18 protein-coding genes are annotated in these 18,812 nt (G+C 72.2%); 4 read left to right on the top strand and 14 right to left on the bottom strand.

Going from position 1 to position 18,812, the window contains the following annotated elements:
- Positions 1 to 217 precede the first annotated feature (217 nt).
- On the bottom strand, positions 218 to 592 hold the full coding sequence (locus K3N28_RS10365) for a nuclear transport factor 2 family protein (RefSeq protein WP_228092444.1): 375 nt from the start codon (positions 590 to 592) through the stop codon (positions 218 to 220).
- Between the two features lie 249 nt (positions 593 to 841).
- On the opposite strand from K3N28_RS10365, the gene K3N28_RS10360 reads away from it, so the two are divergent.
- The 3 genes from K3N28_RS10360 (at position 842) to K3N28_RS10350 (ending at position 4,728) form a co-directional block, all read left to right on the top strand.
- On the top strand, positions 842 to 1,717 hold the full coding sequence (locus K3N28_RS10360; protein WP_228092442.1) for an alpha/beta fold hydrolase: 876 nt from the start codon (positions 842 to 844) through the stop codon (positions 1,715 to 1,717).
- A 10-nt stretch (positions 1,718 to 1,727) separates the two neighbouring features.
- Positions 1,728 to 2,984: a Na+/H+ antiporter NhaA gene (gene nhaA, locus K3N28_RS10355; protein WP_228092440.1), complete on the top strand. Its 1,257-nt coding sequence runs from the start codon at positions 1,728 to 1,730 to the stop codon at positions 2,982 to 2,984.
- 475 nt (positions 2,985 to 3,459) lie between these two features.
- Positions 3,460 to 4,728, top strand: coding sequence for a serine hydrolase (locus tag K3N28_RS10350; protein ID WP_228092437.1), 1,269 nt, complete (start codon positions 3,460 to 3,462; stop codon positions 4,726 to 4,728).
- 57 nt (positions 4,729 to 4,785) lie between these two features.
- On the opposite strand, the gene K3N28_RS10345 is transcribed toward K3N28_RS10350, so the two are convergent.
- On the bottom strand, positions 4,786 to 5,250 hold the full coding sequence (locus K3N28_RS10345; protein WP_228092436.1) for an SRPBCC family protein: 465 nt from the start codon (positions 5,248 to 5,250) through the stop codon (positions 4,786 to 4,788).
- A 367-nt stretch (positions 5,251 to 5,617) separates the two neighbouring features.
- Here K3N28_RS10345 and K3N28_RS10340 point away from each other — a divergent pair, with 367 nt between their 5' ends.
- Positions 5,618 to 5,821: a cold-shock protein gene (locus K3N28_RS10340; protein ID WP_228092435.1), complete on the top strand. Its 204-nt coding sequence runs from the start codon at positions 5,618 to 5,620 to the stop codon at positions 5,819 to 5,821.
- 88 nt (positions 5,822 to 5,909) lie between these two features.
- Here K3N28_RS10340 and K3N28_RS10335 read toward each other — a convergent pair whose 3' ends face one another.
- From K3N28_RS10335 to K3N28_RS10280, 12 genes are read right to left on the bottom strand one after another with little or no spacing between them, the layout of a single operon-like run.
- Positions 5,910 to 7,166, bottom strand: a complete 1,257-nt coding sequence (locus K3N28_RS10335) for an ATP-grasp domain-containing protein (RefSeq protein WP_228092434.1) — start codon at positions 7,164 to 7,166, stop codon at positions 5,910 to 5,912.
- Position 7,167: 1 nt separating this feature from the next.
- Positions 7,168 to 7,476 (bottom strand): putative quinol monooxygenase, encoded by a 309-nt coding sequence (locus K3N28_RS10330; protein WP_228092432.1) that lies wholly within the window; start codon positions 7,474 to 7,476, stop codon positions 7,168 to 7,170.
- Positions 7,476 to 8,417, bottom strand: coding sequence for an NAD-dependent epimerase/dehydratase family protein (locus K3N28_RS10325; protein ID WP_228092431.1), 942 nt, complete (start codon positions 8,415 to 8,417; stop codon positions 7,476 to 7,478). Before K3N28_RS10325 ends, K3N28_RS10330 begins: the two co-directional genes overlap by 1 nt.
- 13 nt (positions 8,418 to 8,430) lie before the next feature.
- A complete protein-coding gene (locus K3N28_RS10320) occupies positions 8,431 to 9,672 on the bottom strand; it encodes an MFS transporter (RefSeq protein WP_228092430.1) in 1,242 nt (413 codons plus the stop codon).
- Entirely contained in the window at positions 9,669 to 10,982 is a 1,314-nt protein-coding gene (locus K3N28_RS10315; RefSeq protein WP_228092428.1) for a hypothetical protein, read from the bottom strand. Before K3N28_RS10315 ends, K3N28_RS10320 begins: the two co-directional genes overlap by 4 nt.
- Positions 10,979 to 12,229: an ATP-grasp domain-containing protein gene (locus K3N28_RS10310; RefSeq protein WP_228092427.1), complete on the bottom strand. Its 1,251-nt coding sequence runs from the start codon at positions 12,227 to 12,229 to the stop codon at positions 10,979 to 10,981. The genes K3N28_RS10315 and K3N28_RS10310 overlap by 4 nt, the downstream gene beginning before the upstream one ends.
- Positions 12,214 to 13,155, bottom strand: a complete 942-nt coding sequence (locus tag K3N28_RS10305; RefSeq protein ID WP_228092425.1) for a transketolase family protein — start codon at positions 13,153 to 13,155, stop codon at positions 12,214 to 12,216. Before K3N28_RS10305 ends, K3N28_RS10310 begins: the two co-directional genes overlap by 16 nt.
- A complete protein-coding gene (locus tag K3N28_RS10300; RefSeq protein WP_228092423.1) occupies positions 13,152 to 13,961 on the bottom strand; it encodes a 1-deoxy-D-xylulose-5-phosphate synthase N-terminal domain-containing protein in 810 nt (269 codons plus the stop codon). The genes K3N28_RS10305 and K3N28_RS10300 overlap by 4 nt, the downstream gene beginning before the upstream one ends.
- Entirely contained in the window at positions 13,958 to 15,808 is a 1,851-nt protein-coding gene (locus tag K3N28_RS10295; protein ID WP_228092421.1) for a M20/M25/M40 family metallo-hydrolase, read from the bottom strand. Before K3N28_RS10295 ends, K3N28_RS10300 begins: the two co-directional genes overlap by 4 nt.
- Complete coding sequence (gene argC, locus K3N28_RS10290) at positions 15,805 to 16,845, bottom strand: N-acetyl-gamma-glutamyl-phosphate reductase (RefSeq protein WP_228092420.1); 1,041 nt, start codon at positions 16,843 to 16,845, stop codon at positions 15,805 to 15,807. Before argC ends, K3N28_RS10295 begins: the two co-directional genes overlap by 4 nt.
- The gene (locus K3N28_RS10285) at positions 16,838 to 18,157 is read right to left on the bottom strand and encodes a DegT/DnrJ/EryC1/StrS family aminotransferase (RefSeq protein ID WP_228092419.1); all 1,320 of its coding nucleotides are present in this window, start codon (positions 18,155 to 18,157) and stop codon (positions 16,838 to 16,840) included. Before K3N28_RS10285 ends, argC begins: the two co-directional genes overlap by 8 nt.
- Positions 18,154 to 18,810, bottom strand: coding sequence for a hypothetical protein (locus K3N28_RS10280; RefSeq protein WP_228092418.1), 657 nt, complete (start codon positions 18,808 to 18,810; stop codon positions 18,154 to 18,156). Before K3N28_RS10280 ends, K3N28_RS10285 begins: the two co-directional genes overlap by 4 nt.
- Positions 18,811 to 18,812: the final 2 nt, after the last annotated feature.

The raw sequence follows: 18,812 nt of genomic DNA, 5'->3' as shown, positions 1-18,812 counted from the left end.
CGCTGTGGCCAGTGCCGAGCCGAGCCGTACTGCGAGAGATCTTCGCATGGGACTGCCTCCTAAGGGGATATATCGAGGTATGTCGATAAGCCTACGGAAAGGGCTTTCCTCGCGTCAAGAGTGTGGAGGCAATCGATTGCACACAAATAAAAACACGTTCCCACATCTTCGGACGATCCGTGTCCGAGTGGGAACGCGCTGTGCGCGAGCCGGAGGCTCAGCCCTCGTCGGGGATCGGCGTCTGCTGATACAGCGCCAGTCGCCATCCTTCGTCGGTGCGCAGATAGGTCGAGGACATCAGGGCCCTGAACGGCCGGTCGGGGTCGTCGCGCCAGGCCTTCGCCGTGTAGACGATGGCCGCGGCGTCCTCGCCGATCGGGATGAAGTCGGCGTCGGCGATCTCGAAGCCCGCCCACGGCGGCGCGTCGACCAGGGAGTCGATCGTCGCCTTCCGATCCAGGGCGAGGCCGTGGGCCAGGACCATCCGGCCCTTCTCGGTCATGGTCGATCCGTAGAAGTCCGCGCCGGCGCCCTCGCACAGCGCAATCCATCCCGAGCGTTCGAGGTCGAGCAGTTCGTCGAAGTCCGTCATGCCCCCAACGTATCGGCGAACGCCCGACAATGTGCCGTTCTCCGTAGGCACGAGGTCTGACTCACGCCGCCGGACGGGCGCCCGCGCGACCGCCGCGAGTGCGCCGCTCAGCTCGCAAAGGACCTCCCGCGCTCATCGAGCGCCGGGAGGCCGAGCACCGGCCGAATGCCCGCGACCCTGGTAGGGTCTGGGCTGGTGTGCCGGGAAGTCTGGTCGGCGGATTCATCGTCATCCGCTGAACGGAGCCGCATGCACAGCCCGTACAAGTCCGCCGCCGACCGTGCGGTCGTCACCCGCTGGTGCCGCCACCGGCTCGACGCCTGGCCGGTTCCGCACCGGCGCGACACCGTCGAATTCGCCGACGCCGCAGTCCATCTCACCTTCGTCGGCACCGGCCCGCCCGAAATCGTGTACGTCCCCGGCACCAACTTCAACGCCGCCGCCGGCCTCGACGTCGCGGCGGCCCTCGGCCGCCGCCGACCCACCGTGATCGTCGACCTCCCCGGGCAGCCGGGCCTGAGCAGCGCCGGGCGTCCCCGCGCCGCGCACCGCGGCTGGTACGGCCGCAAGCTCGCCGAAGCCCTGGAGGCGGCCGCGATCGACCGGGCCGTCGCCGTCGGCCACTCCCTCGGCGCCGCGGTCCTACTGGCCTGCGACTCCGACCGGCTCAGCGGCAGGGTCCTGCTCTCCCCGGCGGGGCTCGTCCCCCTGCGCGTCGACGCGCGCATGGCGGCGCTCTCGCTCCGATGGATGCTCGCGCCCACTCCCGAACGGACCCAGGCGATGCTCGAGGGCTTCACCGCTCCCGGCGTGCAGCCGCCCGAACCGATCGTCCAATGGCTCAACCTGGTCGCGTCCCACTGCAAGTCCACACTCGCGCCCCCACCGGTGCCCCCGGAGACGCTGCGCCGCCTCGCCGGGACGCCGCTGCTGGTCGCCACCGGCGCCCACGACCGCTTCCTCCCGCCCGCCCGACTCGCCCCCGCGACCCGGGCGAAGCTCGGCGTCGACCTCCAGGTCATCGACGGCGCCGGACACCTCGTCGTCGACGAACGGCCCGAGGAGGTCGCCGACCTCGTCGACGCCCTCCTCGCCCGCATCGACCCGCGTCCACGCCCCAACTAGAAGGAATCGCATGCCCGAGACTCCGAACCAGCCGCCGGCCCGCGACCGCAGGGCCATGCCGCAGATGCCGAAGGTCCCGCGACGGCGCATCGTCCGCAAGGTCAAGCGCGTCCCGAGCGAAGCGCTCCGGTTCCTCCGCATCGAGACCACCGGCGGCATCCTGCTGCTCATCGGCGCCGCGCTCGCGCTCATCGCCGCGAACTCGCCGCTGTCGGACTTCTACGAGGAGGTCCGGCACACCTATATCGGCATCGAGGGCGTCTTCTCCCTCAACGTGCAGCACTGGGCCGCCGACTTCCTGCTCGCGTTCTTCTTCCTCGTCGTCGGCCTCGAGCTCAAACGCGAGCTCGTCGTCGGCGAGCTGCGCGACCTCAAGCAGGCCATGCTCCCCGTGATCGCCGCCGTCGGCGGCATCGTCGTCCCGGCCGTGATCGCCCTCGCCGTCGCCTGGGGCGAACCCGGCGCGGCCGACGTGTGGCCGGTGCCCGTAGCCACCGACATCGCGTTCGCGCTCGCCGTGCTCGCGATCTGCGCCCGCGGTCTCCCCTCCAGCCTGCGGATCTTCCTGCTGACCCTCGCGATCGCCGACGACCTCGGTGCGATCGCCATGATCGCGGTCCTGTTCTCCAGCCCGCGCCTGGTGCCGCTGCTCATCTTCGCGGCCATCGTCGGCCTCTGGGTCTTCCTGCAGGCCAAGCGGGTCAAGACACTATGGCTGTACATTCCGCTCGGCCTCGCGGCGTGGGCCGCGCTGTACGAGGCCGACGTGCACGCCACCATCGCCGGGGTCGCCCTCGGCCTGGCCACCCGGGTCAAACCCGATCCGGACGAGCACGAGGCCCCGGCGATCAAGGCCGAGCACGCGATCCAGCCGTTCAGCGCCGGATTCGCGGTCCCCGTCTTCGCGTTCTTCTCCGCCGGGGTCGCCCTGAACGGCGACGCGCTCACGGCCTTCGCCGCCGACCGCGTCGCACTCGCCGTCGTCGCCGGCCTGTTCTTCGGCAAGGCGATCGGCGTGACGCTCGGCGCCTTCGCGGCGCACAAGCTCGGATGGGGCAAGCTGGCGCCCGACCTGCGCTGGGGCGACATCGCGGGCGTGGCCGTGCTGTGCGGCTGCGGGTTCACCGTCAGCCTGCTCATCGCCGAACTCGCCTTCACCGACCTCGCGCAGCAGGACCTCGTCAAGACCGGCGTCCTCGCCGGTTCCGCCGTCTCGGCGATCGTGGGCGGCGCCATGCTCGCCCGGCGGCGCAAGACCACGCCGTGACCGTGAGCCCGGCGGGCGCGCCGAACGAATCGGCGCGCCCGCCGGGCGGAACGCCTCCTTCGGACGGCGCCTGGGCGACCATGTGCAGCGCACACCCCGCCCGCCTGCCATCAGGCGATGTCGGCCGCGCACGGCGCACTCGTCGGCGCCGAACGCCGCCTCGTCCTCCTCAATGGATCGGACGGACCGTGACGGTGCCCGCTCCGCGCCGCCGCCGGCCGCCCGGGCCGACCGGCCTCGAACCGCACCGACACGGCCGCCTCGTGCATTCCCGTTGCGCCGCAGCCTGAGCGATGATGACGGTGTGCCATGTGGGCGGTCGTATCGCCCTACGAGCGAATTCGGCCTCCGCCACTGCCGTCGGCGCTCCTCCCATCGGAGGACTTCGGCCGCCTCCCGCTCCTCCTTGCTGCGCATTCGAATATCCCTCTCTTTGCGGTGATATCCGTCGCTTCCGGCGTCTAGGCTCGGAATCATGCGAAAACACCTCACTGTAGTGGCATGTCTCGCACTGGCACTCGTCGCGACGTCCGGCGTCGCGGCCGCCGGCGAGCCCGACCTCGACACCGACCTCCTGGACGCCAAGCTCGCCGCCTTCGCCGCCGCCGGCGACTTCTCGGTGGTCGCCGAAGTCCGCGACGGCGACGAGACGTGGGCCGAGGCCGTCGGCCCGCGTGAGCGCCACGACTCCGAAGTCGTCGGCCCGCACGGGCGCCACGGCTCCAACGCCGCCGAACCCGACGACCGCGTCCGCATCGCCAGCCTCACGAAGTCCATGATCAGCGTGATCCTCCTCCAACTCCAGGAGGAGGGGGCAGTCGATCTCGACGACGCCCTCAGTGACCACCTGCCGGGCCTCCTGCCCTATGAGGACGAGCCGACGATCCGGCACCTCCTCCAGCACACCGGCGGGCTCCACGACTACTTCCCGTACCTGTACCCGTCGCTGCTGGAGAACGACCTGAGCGACTTCAAGGAGGGCTACCGGACCCATTACGAGCCTGAGGAACTCGTCAAGATCGGCACGCAGGACCCGCTGCTGTGGGAGCCGGGCGCCGACTGGTCGTACTCCAACACCGCCTACATGGCGCTGGGCCTCCTCATCGAGGAGCTCACGGGCAACAGCGTCGGCCACGAGCTGAACCGGCGCGTGTTCGAACCCGCCGACATGGACGAGGCCTACCTGCCGCACCACAACAGCTCCGGCCTGCGCGGCGACCACCTCGTCCCCTACATCACCACCGGCGACCCGGAGGACCCGTACTTCGACAGCACCCGCCTGTCCAACACGCAGCTGTGGGCCGCCGGCGGCGTCATCGCCCCCGTGGAGGACGTCAACGACTTCTACCGGGCGGCCGCCGACGGAACGCTCCTGTCGGACGAGCAGCTCGCCGAAGCCACCGACTACGTGGACACGGGCCTGGGCTTCGGCTACGGGCTCGGCTACTTCGGGCTCGCCCTGGGCTGCCCCGACGACCCGGACGCGGTCTTCCTCGGCCACACCGGCGGCGGGCTCGGCCACACGACCTACTCGTTCCACTCCGCCGACGGCGAGCGCCAGACCACGTTCACCTGGAACCTCGACGACCGGCACGGCTACAGCGACCCGGAGGAGTTCGAGCGGGCCTTCGCCGGGCTCCTCGTAGCGGGCCTGTGCGGCATCGACCTCGAAGCGGGGCAGCGCGCCCGGACGCTCGACGTCCCGGACCTCGCCGCGCTCGAGCACCTGACGGTCGTCGGCTGAACCGACACACGCCGAGGGGCCGCGCCTTCCGGCGCGGCCCCTCGTGGCTCGTCGGGACTACCCGGCGCCGGGCCGGGGCACGTCGCCCCGCCAGCCGCCGGTCTCGTGGCTCCGACGCTCGATGAACTCCTTGAAGCGCTGCATGTCGCCCTTCACGCGCCGGTCGAGGACGCCGAGCTTGTCCGCGGCCTTCTCGGCGAAGCCCTCGGGATCGAGGTCCATCTGCGCCGTGACGCGGGTCGTGGCGTCGCCGAGGCGGTGGAAGGTGATCACGCCCGCGTGCGTCGGGCCGCTGACGGACTTCCACGCCACGCGCTCGTCGGGGTGCTGCTCGGTGATGGTGGCGTCGAACTCGCGCTTGACGCCGGCGATCTCCGTCACCCAGTGCAGGTGCGTGTCGTCGAGCTGCCGGACCTCCTCCACGCCCTCCATGAACTCGGGGAAGGCCTCGAACTGGGTCCACTGGTTGTAGGCCTGCGAGACCGGTACTTCAACGTCGACTGACTCGGTGATGGTGCCCATCGCGTCCTCCTTCGGTCACGGAACGTCGGTCCCGGGGCGGATACCCCGGACGCCTCGAAGGCACACCTGCGGGCGGATTCGCTCGAAAATGACGCCGCCGAGAGTGTCCTGCGACATAGCGAAAAATAGTGTTGAGGGCCCTCACCTGTGCAAACGGTGAAAGGCGAGAAGGTTTTCGTCGCTGGGCCGATGCAATGCGGCGAATGTGCTGTACAGTTCAGGGGCCACTCCGATTCGACATGAATCGGAGGGGTGAAGCGCCAGAAATGGCGGCAATATCAGACCGCATGGCGGCAGGTTGCAACCGGGGATTCGTCCCTGGAACCGACACCGCCGGTCTGAGCACCAAGCACAAGGATATGCATTAATGGCGCAAGGCACCGTCAAGTGGTTCAACTCGGAGAAGGGCTTCGGCTTCATCGCTCCGGAGGGGGACGGCCCCGACGTCTTCGTTCACTTCTCTGCGATCGCCGGCAACGGCTACAAGTCGCTCGAAGAGAACCAGCGGGTTGAATTCGACATCGAGCAGGGCAACAAGGGTCCGCAGGCCGCTAACCTGCGCACCATCTAGTCTTTAAGCTCCAGAACACGAAGCCGCTGCCCTTCCTCGCGAAGGACAGCGGCTTCTATGCTGTCCGGGGTCAGCTCCCCGGCGGCCCTCAGACGGTCGTGAAACCGACCCGCGAAGCCAGTTCCGCGCAGCGCGCGACGGCTTCCGCCCGTGTCGCCGCTTCGGCGACCGCGTAACCGTTGTCGCAGGCCAGCAGCGAGTGCATGGGCGCGATCACGTCTCCCGGGTGCTTCCCGACGACCACCGCGGCCGCCGCGTCGGCCAGATCCTTGAGGAACGGGATCGTGTGCGGGTGCCTCGCCCCGTCCGGCAGGTGACGCACCGGCACGCCGAGGCCGCCGAGCCCGGTCACCGCGGTGACCGTCCCCGGTTCGGCGTCGAGGAAGCGGATCGCGGCCCCGCGCGTCGGCTCCGGCGATGCGGCCGGAAGCGACTCGATCCCCAGCGGCACGGTCATGAACAGCCGCGCCGGGTCCCAGCCGGTCGCGCGGCGCACCAGTTCCGGAATCCCGTTGCCCGACAGGCGATTGTGCGTCTCCAGCAACCTCGGGCCGGCCTCGGTGAGCACGAACTCGCTGTGCGAGGGGCCGTCGGCGAGGCCCACGGCGTCGAGGACGTCGGCGGTGAGCCGGTGCAGGGCCGCCAGGTGCGGCGCCGCGACGTCGGCCGGGACGCTGCACTCCCACTCCACGAAATGGTCGTTGACGCGGTACTCGCAGATCCCCAGGACGACGTGCCGGCCGCCGTGCGAGAACGCCTCGACGCTGACGACCGGGCCGTCCAAGTACTCCTCGGCGAGCACCCCGCCGTAGCCGAAGTCGGTGATCGCCGCGAAGGCGCGGGCGGCCTCCTCGGCGTCGGTGACGACGTTGATGTGGAGGCTGCCCGCGCCCTTGCCGGGCTTGAGGACGCAGCGGCCGCCCACGGAGGCGAGGAAGTCCGCCGCGTCGGCGGCGTCGGCCACGATCCGGTGCCGCACCGGGCTGAGCCCGTGCCGGTCGAGCGCCTCGCGGGTCAGCGCCTTGTCCTGGATGGTGCGCGAGACCTCGGCGCTCGTGCCGGGAAGTCCGAGCTTGGCGTTGACCTCGCCGACGGGAACGGCCGACAGCTCGGTGGTCGTCAGGATCCGATCGAACGGCCGCTCCTCGTGCAGCGGCGCGAGCAGCCGCAGCAGCGAGTCGGTGTCGGCGATGTCGCCCACGACGATCCGGGAGCAGTGCGCCTCGGCCTCGGCGGGGTCGAACTGGCCCTCGGCGTGCGCCAGGACGACGTCGATGCCGAGTTCCTTCGCGCCGTGGATCGGTGCGGGCCGGCCGCCGACGACGGCGATGCGGTGCGTGCTCATCTCAATGGTCTCCTTCGGTCGCGGTGCCCAGGGTTCGGCTGGGGTGGACGTCCCGCTCGACGCGCGGCAGCACGCGGGGCAGATAGATCTCCTGGATGGCCGCGCCCTCGCCGTGGGCCTCCCAGTGGGCGCGCGAGGCCCACCGCTCCACGAGCGTGAACCGGCCGGGGTCCTCGACGGACTGGTACGCGTTCCAGTGGACGCAGCCGTCCTCGGCGAGGCACAGCGGCCGCATCGCGGCGAAGGCCTCGGCGACGGGCGCCGTGTCGCCCGGTTCGGGCACGGTGACGTTGACGATGAGGTCGAACATCAGGCCGCCTTCTCGGCCGCGCGGGCCATCTCGGGCAGCCAGGAGGCGGCGGGAGTGAACGCGAAGCCGAGCGCGGCGGCGGCCTCGACGTTCATGCCGAAGTCCGCCGGGCACGAATAGGGCGACAGCGCCTCGTCGCCGGACGGGTCCGCGCGCTCGACCACGGTCGCCTCGCGTCCCAGGGCCTGCGCGAACGCCGCGCAGACCGCATGGACGTCCACCGGGTCCGGTGCGGCGGCGTTGACCGCTCCGGTGACGTCGTTCACGGCCGCCCACGCGAGGAACGCCGCGGCCTCCGCGGCGGGCACCAGGGAGGTCCTGCCGGGCGAGGCGTGGGCGGTGATCGGCAGGCCCGAGCGGATGCGCTCGACGTGGAACCGGACTCGGCCGGTGAAGTCGTCGCGGGCGTCGAGCACGTGCGCGATGCGGGCGAGGGCGAGCGGGACGACGGAGCGGTCGAGCATGGCGGCCTCGGCCTGGCGTTTGCCCTCCCCGTAGTTCGGGCCCGCGAACTCCGGGTCGTCCCAGGGCAGGTCGAGGTCGTACCGGTAGGCCGCCGGGTCGAGCTCGGCCTCGCGGGCGAAGGCGCTCATGGGCGGCGCGGGGACCTCCCAGCGGAACGTGTCGGCGTTGTAGACCTCCATGCTGGAGGTGAGCACCCATTTCCCTGCCCGCTCGCCGAAGGCCTCGCAAGCGGCCGCGGCGGCGCGGGGGTCGTAGCACATCTGGTGGACCACGGCGTCGAACCGCTCCGACGCGACCGCCGCGGCGAGCGAGTCGGCGTCCGTCGCGTCGGCCACGATGCGCCGCACCGCGTCGCCGAACGGGTCCGGCGTCCGGCCCCGGGTGAGGACCGTGACGTCGTGCCCGTCGTGGATCAGGCGGTCGACCAGGAACTTCCCGAAGAACCTGGTGCCGCCGATGACGCAGATGTCGGCCATGGCCGGCTCCCTTCTATTTCGCGCCCGCCGCGACGGGCTCGGTGTGGTCCGGATCGGCCTGGACGGGCCGCTCCCGGCTGAAGACGCAGACGAGCGCGCAGACCGCGGCCACGGCGGCGACGAGGAACCATTGCGCGCCGGGCGCGTCGGCGGCGACGCTCAGGTCGAACATGAGGCCCGCGAGCAGCGCTCCGGCCATGTTCCCGGCGCTGCGGAAGAAGTGCATGGCGCCCATGGCCCGCGCGAGCCGGTCCTCGGGGACCTTGCGCGCCACCCACATGTCGAACGACGGCGCGAAGAGGATCTCGCCGAGCACCACCACGAAGCACCCCGCCAGGACCCACACGGCCGTCTGGCCGGCGCCGAAGGCCAGGAACGCGGCCGTCATGCCCGCCAGGCCCACCGCCATGACCGCGCCGGGGCGCAGGTGCTTGATGAGGAGCTTGAACAGCGGGTACTGGAGCACCAGGAGGGTGAGCCCGGTGACCCAGAACGGCGCGGACGGCGCCAGGTCGGGCACGAAGTGCTGCATGTGGAGCGGGATGCCCACGATGAAGCACATCTCCAGGAACCAGAACACCGCCGACAGGAGGAAGTACGCGGTCGCGCCGCGCACCTCGACGCCCTTGAAGACCCGGAGGCTGAACAGCGGCGCCCGGACCGCGGACGCGGGCGGCTCGGCCGCCTCCCCGGTCGAGGGCTCGAACCCGTGCTTCGGGATGAACGCCGAGGCCGACAGGCAGAAGCCCACGAAGATCGCGAAGACGATCGCGAAGACCGCGCGCAGGTCGAACCCGGCGACGAGCCCGCCCAGGAGCGCGCCGCCGAACAGCCCGACCTGCGCCGACATCTGGAAGGTCGAGAACGCGCCCGCGCGTTCGGCCTCGGGATAGGAGACGAGCACGTTCTTCAGGCCGGGGAAGGCCGTCCCGGAGCCGAAGCCGATGAAGAACGCCAGCGCGCAGTAGACGGCGACGCCGTCGGCGAAGCCCATGCCCAGCAGCGCGACCGCTTCGAGCGCCGTCCCGGCGAAGACCGCGCCCCTGATGCCGACGCGGGCCGCGACGCCCTCGTACGAGAACGTCGCCAGGAGGCGCCCGACGTAGGTCATGCACATGACCAGGCCGGCCCAGAACCCCGAGTGGGTGCCGCCGAGGGCGGCCACGAGGATCGGGAACCAGATGAAGTTGCCGATGTGGGCGAGGAAGATGCCGGCGTTGACCCCGATGAGGGTGCGTCGGCGTTGGGCTGTCACAGGAGGACCTTGCCTTTCGTGTCGGTGGCGCGCAGCGCGGCGATCGCGGCGGCGACGGCCTCGCGGTCGATCGGCGTGCCCTGGACGACCGTGGCCTCGGGCAGGGCCGAGAGCGGGAGGGCGGGGTCGACGAGGTTGAACGTGGCGGGCTGCCCGACGCCGATCGGATGCTCGGGGGAGGGCCGACCGGCGAGCTCGTCGAAGTAGCGGCGCCCGCCGACGGTGGCCTGCTCGCGGATCCGGAACGCCAGGTCCGGCGACCGGTCCTCGCCGCGCAGGAGCTCGAGTTCGCTGAGGAACGAGTAGCCGTGGTAGGCGCCGAGGTTGCCCGAGTCGGTGCCGATGAGCAGGCGCCCGCGGTCGAGGGCCGCGAGGGCGTTGCGGCGCATGTCGGTCAGCGCGGCGGTGCGGGTCTCCTGGACGCCGTACTCGATGCCGTAGGGATGCTCGATCCGCTTGACGAATTCGCGGTTGTACGGGTCCTGCGTCTCGGCGAAGCCCTCGCGGCCGTACTCGGCGGCGAACTCCTCGCCGGTCATGATCATCGGCCGCAGCCCGGCGAGCGTGGAGACGAACCGGGCCTCGTCGAACTCCTTCCACTCGGCGTCGGTGAGCTCGGTGTCGCGCACGGAGTGGGCGAAGAGCCGGAAGCCGCACTCGTAGGCGAAGCGGGTCTCCTCCAAGGTGTTGCAGTCGATGACGGCGGGGATGCCGCGCTCCCGGGCGATGCGCGCGCAGCAGCGCAGGATGCGCTCGGACAGCCGCGAGAACCGCACCGGGCTGCCCGGCTGCTCGGTGCCGTCGGTGAACATGGCCTTGAGGAAGGTCGCGCCGCGTTCGGCGTTGGCGTGCAGGGCGATCTCCAGGTCGGATTCGACGGCGAGCATGTAGACCGGCGCGGGGAACTCGACGCCGTGGCCGTTGCGGCCGGCCCCGTCGGTCGTCGCGGTCACCGCGTAACCGCAGTGGACCACTTCCGGGTAAGGCCAAGGGGACTCGGCCTTCCCGGCCTCCCATTCGGCGGCGACGACGGGGAAGCCGAACTTGTCGACCACGTGGGTGACGCCGTGGTAGAGGTACTGGAGCGCGGTGATGCGCGGGGAGTCCAGCGAATCGTCCCAGTTGCACGGCAGGGCGAAGTGCGCGTGGGCCTCGGTGTAGCCGGGCCACAGCTCGGTCTCGCCGCCGTTGCGGGGCCGGTCCGTCGCCTCGATCCGGGCGAAGACGCCGTCGGCGACGACGACGTCGAACAGGGCCGAGCGGTCCAGCGAGGGCACGGCGACGCCTTTGTAGACGTGAGTGGGCGTCATCGGGCGACCGCCACCCTCATGCGCAGGTCGATGTGGTCCAGGGCCGCTTCGCAGCGCTTGTTGACCTCGGTGCGGTCGACGCCGGTGAAGATGACGTGGCCGATCCAGTCGAAATTGGACTTCGACAGGCGGGACACGGGGGTGCCGGGCTTCTTGTAGGCCAGCGCGGAGTGGAACCCGGGCTGGCCGTCGAGGTCGAACTCGATGGACTCGACGACGCCGTCCAGGGGGGCGCCGAACCAGTGCCCGCCCGCGGTGGTCTCCCCGGGGAACGGCAGCTCGGGCCGCTCGCCCAGCGCCAGTCGGATGACCTCCAGGTAGGCGTCGACGCCGCTGGTGATCTGCATGAGGGAGGGCACGATCCCGCCGATGAGGCGGCCGTTGACCTCGCACAGCACCGGCCCGTCGGGGCCGAGCAGGAACTCGGTGTGGATGAACCCGAAGTCGACGCCGAGCTCGTTCAGCGCCTTCGTCGTCAGGTCGAACAGCTCCTCCTGGAGCGGGTGGCCGGAGAAGTAGGTCGCGCCCATCTCGATGAAGTGCGGGAAGCCGCTGAGGGGCCGGTCGGTGAGGCCGAGGTTGACGACCTCGCCGGGGCCGAGCACGCAGGACTCGACGGAGATGAGCTCGCCGGGGACGAACTCCTCGATGACGATGTCGGGGATGCGGGTGACGCCGCGCCCGTAGTCGGCGACCGCCGCGAGCTCGGCGAGGTAGTCGGCGAGGTCGGCCTCGTCCCTGAGGTGGAGCACGTGGAGGCTGGCGGTGCCGTCGGAGGGCTTGGCGACGCACGGGAAGCCGATCGCGCGCACGGCGGCCTCCACGTCCGCGGGGTCGGCCACGTGGCGGAACCGCGGCTGGCGGATGCCCTTGCCGTCCAAGGCGAGCCGGGTGCGGTGCTTGTGGCGGGCGTTGCGGGCGCCGTCGACGCTCATGCCGGGCAGGCCGAGCTCCTTCGCGGCGGCGGCGGTGTGGACGGTGTGGTACTCGCTGTAGGTGGTGACGCCGTGGACGGGGTGCTCGGCGTGGATCCGACGGACCAGCGCCAGCAGCTCCTCGATGTCGAAGGCGGCCTCGCTCTTGACCACGCGGCAGTTCGGGTGCGCGTAGGCGTCCGCGGTGAGCGGGGAGATCGCCAGGTAGAAGTCGGGGTCGACGGAGATCAGGGTGACGTCGTGGCCGAGTTCGAGGGCGTTGGCGATGCCCGCCATGCCGTTGGGGTTGCATTCGATCATGAGGATGTGCACGGTGCGGTCTCCTGGTGGTGTCGGTGCTGGGTCGCCGCGTCGAGCACGGCGGTGGCGGTGAGGCCGAGCTGGGCCATGGTCTGGGCGTGGTCGCCGCCTTCGACGGGCCAGCGCTCGTCGGCGCAGGCGCTGTTGACGCGGCATTCGGGCAGCAGCAGGGCGAGCGCCTCGGCCACGGAGCCGGCGCGTCGGTGCTCCTCGACGACGGTGAGGCGCCCGTGCCGGGCGGCGAGCGCCTTCGCGGCCCCCGCCAGATGCTCGTTGTCCACATAGCACAGGTGCGCGTGGGCGAGGCGCGGATCGTGCGCCGTGGCCTCCAAGCACAGCCGGGTGGCCTCTTCCCCCACCGACACCAGGCACGGCTCACCCGATGCTCCCTCGTTGGCCCAGTGGACCAGTTGCAGTGCGGTGCCGGCGGGGGAGAGGCTGTCATAGGCGGCGTTGCGGCCGGTGCGGATGTAGTGGGGCCGCCCCGAGGCGGCCGCGGCGGTGACGACCGCGCGCATCTCGGCCTCGCCGTAGGGCGCGGCGACCACCACGCCCGGGACGGCTCGGGCGACCGCGAGGTCTTCGAGGCAGTGGTGCGTGGTGCCGAACCAGGCCCCGGAGACGCCCGCGTACGGGGCGACGACGGTGACGGGCGCCCCGAGGTAGCCGAGCGCCAGTTTGAAGCTCTCGGCGGCGCGCAGCGTCGCGAACGGCGCGAAGGTGCTCACGAACGGCTTCCAGCCGCCCGCGGCGAGCCCGGCGGCCATGTCGATCATGGCGGCCTCGGCGATCCCGACGTTGAAGAACCGGTCGGGGTGGGCCTCGGCGAACGGGTGCCGCTTCCCGCCGAGGTCGGCCTCGATGCACACCACGGCCGGGTCGCCCGCGGCGAGCTCGGTGAGGGCGGCGCGGTAGGCGTCGCGTCCGGAGAGCGTCATCGGATGCCCCGCTTCCATTGCTCGGCGCGCGCGGCGTCGATGGTGACGTAGTGGGCGGCGGCCTTGCCCTCGACGGCGCGCACGCCCTTGCCCTTGACGGTGGCCGCGACGACCGCGAGGGGTCGGTCCCCGCGGCGCTCGCCGGCGAGGACGGCGCTCAATGCGGCGTGGTCGTGGCCGTCGACCTCGGCGGTGTCGCATCCGAAGGCGCGGAACCGGTCGGCGAGGTCCGGCAGCGGCGAGATGTCCTCGACGTAGCCGTCGTTCTGCCCGCCGTTGCGGTCGACGAGGAGCACGAAGTTGCCCAGGCGGCGCGCGGCGGCGACCTGCAGGGTCTCCCACACCAGTCCCTCTTGGAGCTCGCCGTCGCCGCTGACGGCGATGCCGAGCCCGCCGCCGCCCTTGAGGCGCTGCGACCAGGCCCATCCGGCCGCGTACGGCACGCCGTGGCCGAGGCTCCCCGTAGGGAAGGCCACGCCGGGGACCTTCGGGCCGGGATGCCCGGTGTACGGGTGCCCGGCCTGCCCGTAGTGCGGGGCGGGGTTCTCCGCCAGGCGGCCGGTGACGTGGAGGGCGGCGTAGAGCCCGGCCGCGGCGTGGCCCTTGCTGAGCACGACGCGCGTCCCGTCGTCGCCTTCGGCCCGGTCGAGGGCCGCCAGGAGCAGGTCGACGACCGACAGGCTCCCGCCGAGGTGGCAGCCGCGCTCGCTGGCGGCCATGTCGACGATGAGGCGGCGCGCGGCCTTCGCCCGCTCGGCGGCGTCGCGCTTCCCCTGCAGGTCTTCGGTGAAGGCCAGGGCGCTCATCGCCGCGCCTCCGTCCCGAGCCAGTGGGCGACGGCGTCGGCGAGCACCGCGCGGGCGAGGCGCACCTCGTCGGCGCCGATGCGCTCGGCGTCGGTGTGGTCGAGCGCCGAGTCGCCGGGGCCGTAGGCGACCATCGGCACGCCCTCCCAGGTCGTGGCGAGCGTGTTCATGTCGGAGGTGCCTTTCTTGACCACGTGTCGGGGCCGGATCCCGTTGGCGGCGAAGGCCTTCGAGAAGGACCGCGCCAGCGGCGAGGTGCGCGGGCCCCGGTGCCCGGGGGTGGCCCGCAGGATCGCCGCGTCCACCCCCGGGATCTCGGGGAGCGCCTTGATGAGCGCGTCCGGTTCGGCCCCTGGGGGAATGCGGAAGTTGAGGACGGCCGTGGCCTCGTCGCGGCCGGGCCGACGCTCGGTCCGCATGTCGATGACGGCGCTGAGCGATTCGGGCGCCTCGGCGAGCACGGCCTCGCGGAACGCCGCGAGCGCGGCGATGAGTGCGTCCGGAGCGGACACCGCGTCCCGCGCCGCCGAATGGCCGCTGTCGACGCCGGCGGTGATCCGGAGCTTGAACAGCCCGTGGTAGCCGAGCGTCAGCGTCCCCGAGCCGCTCGGCTCGCCGACGACGACCGCGTCGGCCGGATAGTGGTCGCGGACCCAGAAGGCGCCCTTGGAGGAGGAGACCTCCTCCTCGACCGCGCCGACCACGCGGACCTGGCAGTCCTCGCCGACGTCGGTCGCGGCGAGCACTTCGAGGAAGTTGACCAGGCAGCCCTTGGCGTCGACGGTGCCGCGCCCGAACAGGGTGCCGCCCTCCTCCCAGACGGTGGGCCAGTGGAACGGCACGGTGTCGAGATGGCCGAGCATGAGCAGGCGGCGCGGCCCGTTCCCTTTGACGGCGACGAGGTTTCCCGCCGGGTCGATCGCGGCCTCGATGCCCTGCGCGGTGCACCAGTCCCGCAGGTAGACCGCGAGTTCGCGTTCGTCGCCGGAGACCGACGGGACGGCGGCGGCGCGGGTGAGCAGCGCGAGGTCGGGCGCGGGCTCGCGGCTGGGCCAGAACCGGGTCCAGCCGGCGGGGTCGCTCATCGTGTCGGGCCCGCAGATCGCCACGTCGGCGCTGGCCTGCAGCGCGATCTCGGCGGCGCGGACCTTCTGCTTCATGCGCCCGCCCGCGTACGCCGCGCCCTCGCCGGGGTAGAGGTCGGCGACGGTGGAGGCCGGGTCGTCCGGGTCGGCCAGGAGCCCGGCGGTGCCGGTGACGAGGCGGAGGTGGTCGGCCCGCAGGGCGTTCGCGAGGACCGCGGCCAGGACGTCGGCGTCGGCGTTGAGCGGCGCGCCGCCCTCGGCGTCGGCGATCGGCGGCGAGAGGCAGACGACGTCGAACGCTTCCAGGAGCGCCTCCAGCCGCTCGGTGTCGACCTCGGTGGGCAGGCCCGCCCGGTGGTCGCGCACCAGGCGCGTGCCGCCGCTCGCGGACTGCACCCGCAGCGGCCGGTTGGCGCGCCCGCGGACCAGCTCCACCGCGGGAGCGGCGTGGACGCGCATCCCGTGGGCGCGCAGTCCGGCCTCGACCGCGGGCAGGGTCACCCGGCGGTAGGCGTCGACGAGGTGCGCCATCTCCTCGGGCGGGCAGTAGCGGATCGCGTCGCCGCCGGCGAGCCGCAGCCGCGGCACCGGGCGGCCGACCGCCCGGTAGTGCCGTTCGATCCCGGCCGCGCCGCCCGCGACCATGAGCACCCGTGCACCGCGGCGCACGAGCTGGGCGATCTCGGCGTGGACGCCGCTCTCGCCGAGCGCGGCCCGGTCGATGGTGGCGCTGCCGACCTTGACGCAGTAGAGCGGCTTCACGGGCCCACCGCCGTCGTGGGCAGGCCGGTCGCCTCGTCGATGCCCATCATGAGGTTCATCGTCTGCACGGCCTGTCCGGCGGCGCCTTTGACGAGGTTGTCGAGCGCGGCCACGCTCACCGCCTCGGTGCCCTGGACGCTGACGGCGACCTCGGCGAGGTTCGAGCCGATCACGGCCTTGAGCATCGGGAAGTCCTGCGGGCGCCTGGGGGCCGTGCGGACCTTGACGAACGGCTTCCCGGCATAGGCGGAGGCGTACGCGCGTTTCACGTCCAGGGCCGAGACCCCTTCGCGAAGCTGCGAATAGCAGCTGACCATGATCCCCCTCGGCAGGTCGAGGCTGTGGGAGGAGAACTGGAGCTCGGGTTCGAAGCCGGTGAACTCGGCGAGGGCCTGCCGGATCTCGGGGGCGTGCCGGTGGCCGTGGGGCTTGTGGACGCGGAAGTTCCCGGCCCGTTCGGCCGGGTGCTCGCCGCCGCCCTTGCCCGAGCCGGAGGAGCCGGTCTTCGCGTCGACGACGACCCTGGGCTCGACGAGGTTGTCGCAGAACAGCGGGTACAGCGCGTAGATCGAGGCGACGGCCATGCAGCCGGGCAGGTTGACGAACCGCTCGGCGCCCAGGTCGGTCGACAGCTCCGGCACGAAGTACGCGAACCGCTGGTCGGCGATCTCGGAGTCGGGGTAGTGCCGGCGGGCCTCGGCCCGGTCGTGGAGCCGGAAGTCCCCGGCCAGGTTGAGGACCACCGCGGCGCGGGCGGCCACCTGCGGGAGCAGCTTCGGGAGCGCGCCGGTCGGCAGGCACGCGAAGGCCACGTCCACGTCGGGCATCGCCTCCAGCGGCTCGAGCTTCAGCTTCCCGGCGGTCGGATGGTTGCGCAGCCACGGGTGGACCGCGCCCACGGTGGAGCCGGCGTGGCGTTCGGCGGAGAGGAACGTCAGGCGCACCTCGGGGTGGTCGGCCAGGAGCCGGACGGTCTCGCCGCCGGTGTAGCCGCTCGCCCCGATGACGGCCGCGTTGACGCGTCGCTGGTCAGCCAAGGCGGGCCGCCCTTCGGTGCGGCGGCGGGCAATCGCCTCCGGCGGCCAGTTTCCGGATCGCGTCCGGGCGGGCGGCGACCTTCGCGAAGGCCTCGCCGTAGCGGAGCACGCGCTCGTACTCCACAGGGGAGCGCAGTTCGCGGCACAGCACGAGCGTGCTCTCGAGCATGGCGAGCGTGTTCGGGAAGTCCTCGGGGCGGTGGTCGCGGACGGCCCCGGGGTTGAGGCTGAAGGGGTACCCGCCGCCGAACCCGTCGCGGTGCCGGAACGGCAGGTGGCAGGGGATCGGCGTGTTCTGCCATTCGCGCGCGGGGACGCCTTCGGCGACCAGCAGTTCGTGCACCGCCTGCTTGACGGCGTGGACGGGGAGGTCGTCCAGGCCGATCCGCTCGGGGCGCAGCCCGATGCGGTACATGTTGTAGGCGTGGACGTGTCCTTCGGGGACGTGGGGCGGCTCGAACAGACCGGTCTGGCGCAGGGCGTCGCCGAGGACGGCGGCGTTGCGGGCCCGGACCCGGTCGTAGTAGGGCAGCCGCTCCAGCTGGCTCGCGCCGAAGGCCGCCGCGATGGGCGCCATCCGGTAGTCGATGCCGTGCCGCGCCAGGTAGTCGACCGCCCGGGCGTGCGCCTCGGCGCTCGCGAAGAACGCGATGCCGCCTTCGCCGCCGAGCGGGAAGTTCTTGTCGGCCATGAGGCTCTGCCCGGCGGTGTCCCCGATGGACCCCGCCGTGTGGTCGCCGATCCGCGCCGAGTGCGCATGGGAGGCGTCCTCGACCAGGGCCAGGCCGCGTTCGTCGCACAGTCGCCGCAGCGCGGGCATGTCGGCGGGGAGGCCGTGCACGTGGACGGGCATGACGGCCCTGGTCCGGTCGGTCACGGCCGCCGCCGCGGCGGCCGGGTCCATGCAGTAGGTGCGGGGGTCGATGTCGACGAACACCGGCACCGCGTGGGCGGCGACGACCGCCTGCGCGGTGGCGATGAAGGTGAAGGCGGGGACGACGACCTCGTCGCCGGGTTCGACGCCCGCGCCGACGAGTGCCATGTGGAGGCTCGCCGTGCCGGACGCGGTCGGCAGCGCGAAGGCCGCGCCGACGTAGTCCCGGTAGGACTCGGCGAAGGCGTCCACGGTCTTGGCGGGGTCCTGCCGCAGGGAGAGCAGCATGTGCAGGACGTCTTCCTTGGTGATGACCGGGAAGGGGGTGCGGCGCACCTCCCTGCCGATCATGGCCGGGCCGCCCAGGGCGGCGAGGTCGGCCTCGCGGTCGGCGGGCCCCGGGGGATCGAGCGGCGCCGTGGGGAAGTCGGTGATCATCGGGCGGCTCCTGACGCTGCCGTGGCCTCGGACGCCCGCGGCGAGCCGCCCCGGGAGGCCCGGGCCTGGTTGAGGGCGACCCTGATGCAGGCCGCCACCAGAGGGCTGAGGCGGTAGTTGAACTGGACGCCCGGCACGAGGCCGGGGTTGGACTCCTCCTGCGTCCACATGGTCCGGAGGTCGAAGGCGCCGAAGATCTTCAGCCGCTCGGCCCGCGCCCAGGCGGTCTCGTCGGCGGTGACCACGGCGGCGGCGGGACCGAAGCCCAGGTCGCACAGGTCGACCACGAGCGCCGGCGCGGTGGCCTCGGCGGCGAGCTCGCGCAGGCGGCCCGCGTTCTCGGGGGTGAGGCGGACCCGGTCGAAGGGCACGGGCCCGTCGCCGGCCGTGATGCCGAGCCAGGCGAGGAACGCGACCGTCGGCTCGTCGAGCCCGGTCGCGTCGACGCGGTCGCCGTGACCGAGGCCCTGGCCGGCCACGGCCGCGTGGACCGCGGCGGTCGAGGAGTTGACGAGCGAGACGTGCGGGCGGCCGCACTGCCTGGCCAGCAGCCGCTCCAGTCCGGGCAGTTCCCGGTCGGCCTTCTCGATGCTCATCACGGTGCCCGAGGTCATGACCCGGGTGAGCACCACGGCGGTGTCGAATGGCTCCATGC

The organism is Glycomyces sp. TRM65418 (genome assembly GCF_019710475.1).
Lineage (GTDB): Bacteria > Actinomycetota > Actinomycetes > Mycobacteriales > Micromonosporaceae > Glycomyces.
Note: the sequence above shows the minus strand (reverse complement) of the source record. Positions and strands in the feature narration are given on the sequence as shown.